The 6131-nt window shown below is 73.0% G+C and carries 4 protein-coding genes and 1 pseudogene; 2 read left to right on the top strand and 3 right to left on the bottom strand.

Going from position 1 to position 6131, the window contains the following annotated elements; translation table 11 throughout:
• Nucleotides 1–231: pseudogene (locus GQ56_RS0138520) on the top strand (potassium-transporting ATPase subunit B); the annotation flags it as partial.
• Nucleotides 232–295: 64 nt separating this feature from the next.
• The gene (locus tag GQ56_RS0138525) at nucleotides 296–994 is read left to right on the top strand and encodes a winged helix-turn-helix domain-containing protein (RefSeq protein ID WP_031403703.1); all 699 of its coding nucleotides are present in this window, start codon (nucleotides 296–298) and stop codon (nucleotides 992–994) included.
• Nucleotides 995–1004: 10 nt separating this feature from the next.
• Here the strand turns inward: GQ56_RS0138525 and GQ56_RS0138530 are convergent, their stop codons facing one another.
• The 3 genes from GQ56_RS0138530 to GQ56_RS0138540 all read right to left on the bottom strand — a co-directional run.
• A complete protein-coding gene (locus GQ56_RS0138530; RefSeq protein ID WP_081895043.1) occupies nucleotides 1005–1652 on the bottom strand; it encodes a lytic transglycosylase domain-containing protein in 648 nt (215 codons plus the stop codon).
• A gap of 119 nt (nucleotides 1653–1771) precedes the next feature.
• Nucleotides 1772–3130 carry a DUF3999 domain-containing protein gene (locus GQ56_RS0138535; protein ID WP_031403705.1) on the bottom strand — a complete coding sequence of 453 codons (1359 nt, stop codon included), beginning with the start codon at nucleotides 3128–3130 and terminating at the stop codon, nucleotides 1772–1774.
• The coding region (locus GQ56_RS0138540; protein ID WP_031403706.1) for a DUF2339 domain-containing protein at nucleotides 3127–6131 on the bottom strand (3005 nt) is incomplete at its 5' end. The genes GQ56_RS0138540 and GQ56_RS0138535, both read right to left, overlap by 4 nt.

The following is a 6131-nucleotide window of genomic DNA, read 5'->3' on the forward strand; positions in this document are numbered from 1 at the left end:
ATGATGCACCTCGCGTCGCCGGCGTCCGCGATCCTGTCGGCGGTGATCTTCAACGCGCTGATCATCGTCGCGCTGATTCCGCTGGCGCTGAAGGGCGTGCGCTATCGTCCGCTCGGCGCCGCGCCGCTGCTGCGCCGCAACCTGCTGATGTACGGCCTCGGCGGCGTGCTGCTGCCGTTCCCGTTCATCAAGCTGATCGACATGGTGCTGGTCGCATGCGGATGGGCGTGAAGATGAACGCACACGGTCGCGCGCGCGTATGCGCGCGCGATGCGCGGGACGGAGGCGCCGCCGCATGAGCGAACCGACCGTCGTCATCGCGATCGTCGACGAAGACAGGTTCATCCGGCATTTCGTCCGCGTCGCGCTGAGGGCCGTACACATGCACGTGTGCGAGGCCGCGACCGGCGCCGCCGGCGTGGCGCTGGTCGCCGCGCGCCGCCCCGACCTGATCGTCGCGGACACGAACCAGCCCGACCTCGGCGGCATCGATCTGATCCTCGCGCTGCGCGCGTGCTCGGCCGTGCCGCTGATCGTGCTGTCGGCGCTGAATGCGGAGAGCGACAAGGTGGCCGCGCTCGACGCGGGTGCGGACGACTACCTGACCAAGCCGTTCGGCGCGGCCGAGCTGATCGCCCGCATTCGTGCGCACCTGCGGCGGCAGGCCGGCGGCGGGCGCATCGACGCGGTGCGCGTGCGCTTCGGCGACGTGAGCGTCGATCTCGTCGAGCGCGAAGTGCTGCGCGGCGGGGCGCGCGTGCATCTGAGTCCGATCGAATTCCGGCTGCTGGCCGCGCTCGCGCATCACGCGGGACGGCTGCTCACGCACGACCGTCTGCTGAACGAGGTGTGGGGAGCGGCGCACGGCAAGAACGCGCACTACCTTCGCGTGTACGTCGGCCACCTGCGGCGCAAGCTCGAGTGCGATCCGCGGCGGCCCGCGTACATCCTCACGGAGACGGGCGTCGGCTACCGGCTCGCGGTGGCCGCATAGCGGGCCGCGCTCACGGGTTGGCGGCGGTCCGCAGCGCGTCGTTCGCCGCGTCGTTCGGGCGGCGCAACTGCGCGTCGAACTGCTGCACGCGCAGCGCGACGCGCTGCGCATAGCGCTTCGTGCCGCCGTTGTAGCGCACGAGCGCGGTTTCGACGTCGCCGTCCGCATCGTCGAGATAGCCGCGGAAGATGGCTGCGCCGATCCGCACGTTGGTGGCCGGGTCGGACAGGTCCTTCACATGCGCGACGAGGTCGCGATGGGCGGTCGGCAGCACCTGCATCAACCCGCGCGCGCCGGCGACACTGACCGCGCGGCGATCGAAGCCGGACTCGACCGCGATGATCGCGAGCAGCAGCGCCGGCGCGAGACCGTAGCGATCCGATTCGGTCTGCACCGCGCGGGCGATCGCGCGTGCGTCCGCATACGCGACATGAAAGCGGTCGCGCAGCGTCGCGACGATCGCGTCGAGCGCCGGGGGAAGCGCGGCTTGCGGCGCGCTGGCGGCGGCGACGGGCGCTGCCGGCATGTCGTCGGCATGCGCGGGCAACGCGGCCGACAGCGACAGCGCGAGCGTGAGACACGGCAGAAGCCGTCGTGGCGGCAGGGCCGTGCGCTTGCGCGGCACCGGCCGGTCGTGCGATGAAGGGGTTGCCTGCATGTCGTCGCATCGTGGTTCCGATGCGACGACTGTACGCAGTTATGCGTTGCGACCGTCGAAAGAAACGGGCGCGCCCGATAAACGGCGCATAAAGACGGGCGGGGCCCGGCGGCGCGGCGTCACGCGTCGCGGCCGGGCGTGTCGTGGCCGCCCCTGGCCAGGCGCCATGCAATCGTGCCGAGCATGCCGACCGCGACGACCAGCGCGCCCCACAGCACGTAGCGGCGTGTCGCATCGGTTCCGGCGGCCGGCGCGGGCGCGACGGCCGATACCGGCAATGCCGCGCCCACGCGGGCGGGCCGCACTTCGGGCGCCATCCCGACCAGCAGCGCGTCGCGGCTCACGGCCGACGATGCGAGCGACGCGTCGCCGACCCCGAGCGTGAACGGCGGCGCGCCGCGCGCGACGAAGGTCAGCGCGGCCGGGTGCCAGCCAATCGCGACGGCGGGCTGCCCGCCGCCGAAGCCGCCGTTGCGCATGTCGACGACGATCCGCCACGCGCGATCCGTATCCGCCGCGAATTCGAGCGGCGGATTGCGTTGTTCGCCGGCCTTGCCCTGCAGCCGGAACAGCACCGCGCCCGCCACGTCGCGCCACGGCGACTGCGTGTCGGCGCGGCTCTGCAGCGTCGCGCGCGCGACGGTGTTCGGCTGCGGCAGGTCGATGCGCACGCGGTCGACCGGATACGCGCCGTCGGTGTCGAACAGATATTCGCCGGGCGCGCTGCCGGCCCGCACGCGCACGGCGTTGCGCCACAGGCGCGGCACGGACGCGGCGTCGGTCCCGCGTGCGTCGCGCGGGTGCGTTTCGACGTCGATCGACGCGATCGCGGGTGCGCCGTCGGGCCAGTCGAGCCGCAGGTAGCGCGGCGCCGCGCCGTCGAGCGCGATGCGCTCCTGCACCAGCATGTCGTCGCCGTGGCCGACCTTCAGCAACTCGGTGCCGCCGAGCGGCCGCCAGCTGCGCAGATCGTCGCTCGCCTCGACCGCGACGCGCCCCTGGTAGGTGTCGTCGCCCACGTGCACGAGCAGCGCGTCGAGGGTGCCGTCCGTATGCGACAGGTCGACGAGATCCGCGCCGTGCCGCGCGCGCGCCGGCGCGGCGACGGCCGCACGCAGCGCACCGTCCGGGCCGACCGTCACGCCGAGCGGCGCGGCGCCGTTGTCCGCCCGGGCGGGCGGCAGCGGGAACCAGTGCACCGGCGTGCGCACCGGCGGCACGGCGGGCGCGGCCGCGGCCGGCGCGTCGAGCGAATACGGCACGGGTTCGTCCGCGCCGTTGAAGATGCGCAGGTCGCCGAGATCGTCGCGCCGGCTTGCCGCATACACGGATTGCGGCACGGTGAGCTGGTAATACGCGGCGCTGCCGTCGAGGTCGAGCGCGAAGCGCTGCGCGACGCCTTCGGCGTGCGCGGGGACGAGGGCCGCCGCGAACGACGCGAGCAGGCACAGTCCGGGCAGGGCGGCGGGTGGTTTCATCGCGGGTCGTCCCGTTGCGCCGCGGCCTTCGGCGGCAGCGGCGAGAAATAGCCGATCAACAGCAGCAGCACGCCGATGCCGATGAACGATACGATGCGCTCGATGCCGGTCACGTGCGACAGGTCGAACAGGAACAGCTTGACGACCGTGAGCGCGAGCAGCGCGGCGCCAACGAGCCACAGCGGGCGCAGCCCGCGGCGCGTGGCCCAGATCGTGATCGCGAGCGCGCAGAGCGTCCAGTACACGGACACCGACGCCTGCACGAGCGTCGATTCCGCCAGCGCGTCGAGCCGGTACGGCACACCGGCCCAGTGATGCAGCGTGCGCAGCAGGATCGCGTTCAGCCACAGGAACGCGGTCACGCCGGCCGCGCTCAGCAGTTCGACGCGATAGCGGCCGAACGACCAGCCGAGCTTGCGGGTGCGCGCGAACCACGACGCGGTGAGCGCATAGACGACCGCGAGCACGAGATCGAGCGGGTTGAAGAGCGGCACGCGCGCCCAGCTTCCGCCGTCCTGCGTGACGTTCGCGTAAAAGGTCCACACCCACATCACGACGACGAGCGGCAGCGACGCGAGCGCGCACGTGCGGGCAATGCCGTCGCGGCGCGTCAGCCACATCCCGGCAAACGCGAACAGGCTCCAGCCGACCATGAACACCTGCTGGACGGCGAACGACGACAGCACGGTGTCGATGTCGTAGGCCTGGTTGAAGCCATGATGCAGCGTGCGCAGCATCAGCGCGTTGAACCACAGGAACACGGTCGCGATCGCCGCGTAATCGACGGCGCGCGGGTGCCACGCGACGCCGAGCGTCTTCAGGCGGCGCAGCCACGCAGCAACGGCGACGAACGCGAGGCCCTGCGCGACGTCAAGCGGGTTGAGCAGCGGCAGCCAGAACAGCGGCGACGCATCGCCGTCGCTGCTCGCGCTGGCGATGCTCCACAGCCACAGCAGCGCGGCGAGCGGCGCGGCGCCCCACACCTGGTACGCACGCGGGAAGGCCGCGACGGGCCAGCGCAGGCGCGAGCCGGGGCCCGACACCAGCAGGAGCAGCGTGCCGAAGCCGTACGCCCACGCGCTCCAGCTCCAGGCGCCTTCGGGGACGAACGCGCGCAGGCGCCAGAAGCCTTCGAGCGACAGCAGCGCGCCCACCGTCCAGAACGTCAGCGTATGCAGCGGCGCGACGACGCCGGCGGCGACGCCCGGCACCAAGCCGGGCGCCGCGCGCTGCGCGGGATCGGCGCTTGCCGTGCCGCGCGACTGCCGCCACAGCAGCGCAAGCCCCGCGCCGGCGGCGACGGGCCACGCGAACGCGCCCATGCCCGACAGCGGCGCTTCGTGTACGTCGAACGCGCGCAGCGCGAGCAGCGCCAGCACCGGCGTCAGCGCGAGCGCGGGCCATTCGGCGAGCGGCCAGGCGAGCCGGCGGCGCGCGACGTGCGCGAGCCAGGCGGTGCCGGCCGCGAACAGCGCGGTCGTATCGACGACGAAGCGGTCGGCATGCAGGTCGACGTGACGGCTCGCGTACACGAGGATCTCGTGCAGCCCGCCGCTGACCCACCACAGCAGCCCCCACGCCGCGGCCGCGGCGCCGATTTCGGGCATCCACGCGTGCCACGCGCGCGCTTGCGGGCGCCCGTGCAGCCACCAGCCGGTGAACAGGCCGGCCAGCGCGATCAGCAGCATCGCGACGAACGGGCTGTTGAGCACCGGCAGCGCGGCGGCGTCGGCCTGCCCGAGCAGGCTCGTGAAGAACGCACCGGCCGCGGCGACCTGCATCAGCAGCCCGAAGCCGAACCGCAGCATGCGCTTCTCGCGCACGCCGAGCCACACGATGGCCGCGCCTTCGATCGCCCACGCCGCGCTGGTCGTCGGGCCCGAGAACGCGAGCGGCACGGCCAGCGTCGCGAAGATCACCGCGAGCGCGAGCATGGATTCGAACAGCAGCGCGAGACGGTCGCGGCGCCGCGCGAGCCAGGCGACGACCGCGACGTAGAACGCCGACAGCGCGACCGCGCTCCACGCGAGCCCGAACGGCAGGTCCTTCACGAGCGAGGCCTGCAGCGCGGTCGCGACGATCGGCGTGCCGAACACGAGCGTGCCGTCCACGTAGTGCCGCAGCGCAAGCTCGCGCTTCACCGCATACAGCAGCGCGATGCCGACATACATCAGGAAGAACAGCACGAGGAACGGCTCGGTGCTCGCGAACAGCGCGGGGCGGTAGGCCGTCACGCCCCACGCCGTGCCGATCGTGAAGGTGAACACGAAGCCCAGCAGGTTCAGCGGACGCCAGGCCTTGAACCACGCGATCGCGAAGATCCCCGCGTTCAGCAGCGCGTAGTAGCTGAACAGCGCGACGTGGTTGCCCTGGCCGGTCGACAGCAGCACCGGCGCGAGAAAGCCGCCGCCGCTGCCCATGAACGCGAGCGGCAGCGCGTCCTGGCGCACCGCGAGGAACGCGCTCAGCGCGCAGACCGCGACCATCAGCGGGAACGCGGCGCCGATCGGCAGCAGCGCGTACAGCTTGGTCGCGGCGAAGATCGTCAGGTACAGGATGCCGATGCCGCCGCCCTGCAGCACGAGGCCGTACGCGGCGCGGCGCCCGCGCACGCGCCAGCCGAGCGCGAGCAGCGCGGCCGCGCCGAGCGCCGTGCCCGCGAGGCGGAATTCGATCGGCAGCATGTTGTTGTCGGCCGCGTACTTGAGCAGGAACGCGACGCCGAAGAACAGCACCACGATCCCGACGCGCACGACCGTGTTGCCGCCGAGCAGCCAGTCGCGCGCGGCGCGGAAGGCGCGCTCGGCGATGCCGGGTTCACGGGGCGCGGGCGGCGCGGGCGGACGCGGCGCGGCGTAAGCGGGCGCGTCGCTCGCCGGCGCGCGTGCGGCCGGCGCCGGCACGGTCGCGTGCACCGGCTCCGGCGCGGGGGCCGATGCGAATGCGGGCGAGGCCGCACGCGCGGCGGCGGATGGCGCGATCGGGCGCGGCGGCAGGGCGG

The sequence above is a fragment of the Burkholderia paludis genome (assembly GCF_000732615.1).
GTDB lineage: Bacteria > Pseudomonadota > Gammaproteobacteria > Burkholderiales > Burkholderiaceae > Burkholderia > Burkholderia paludis.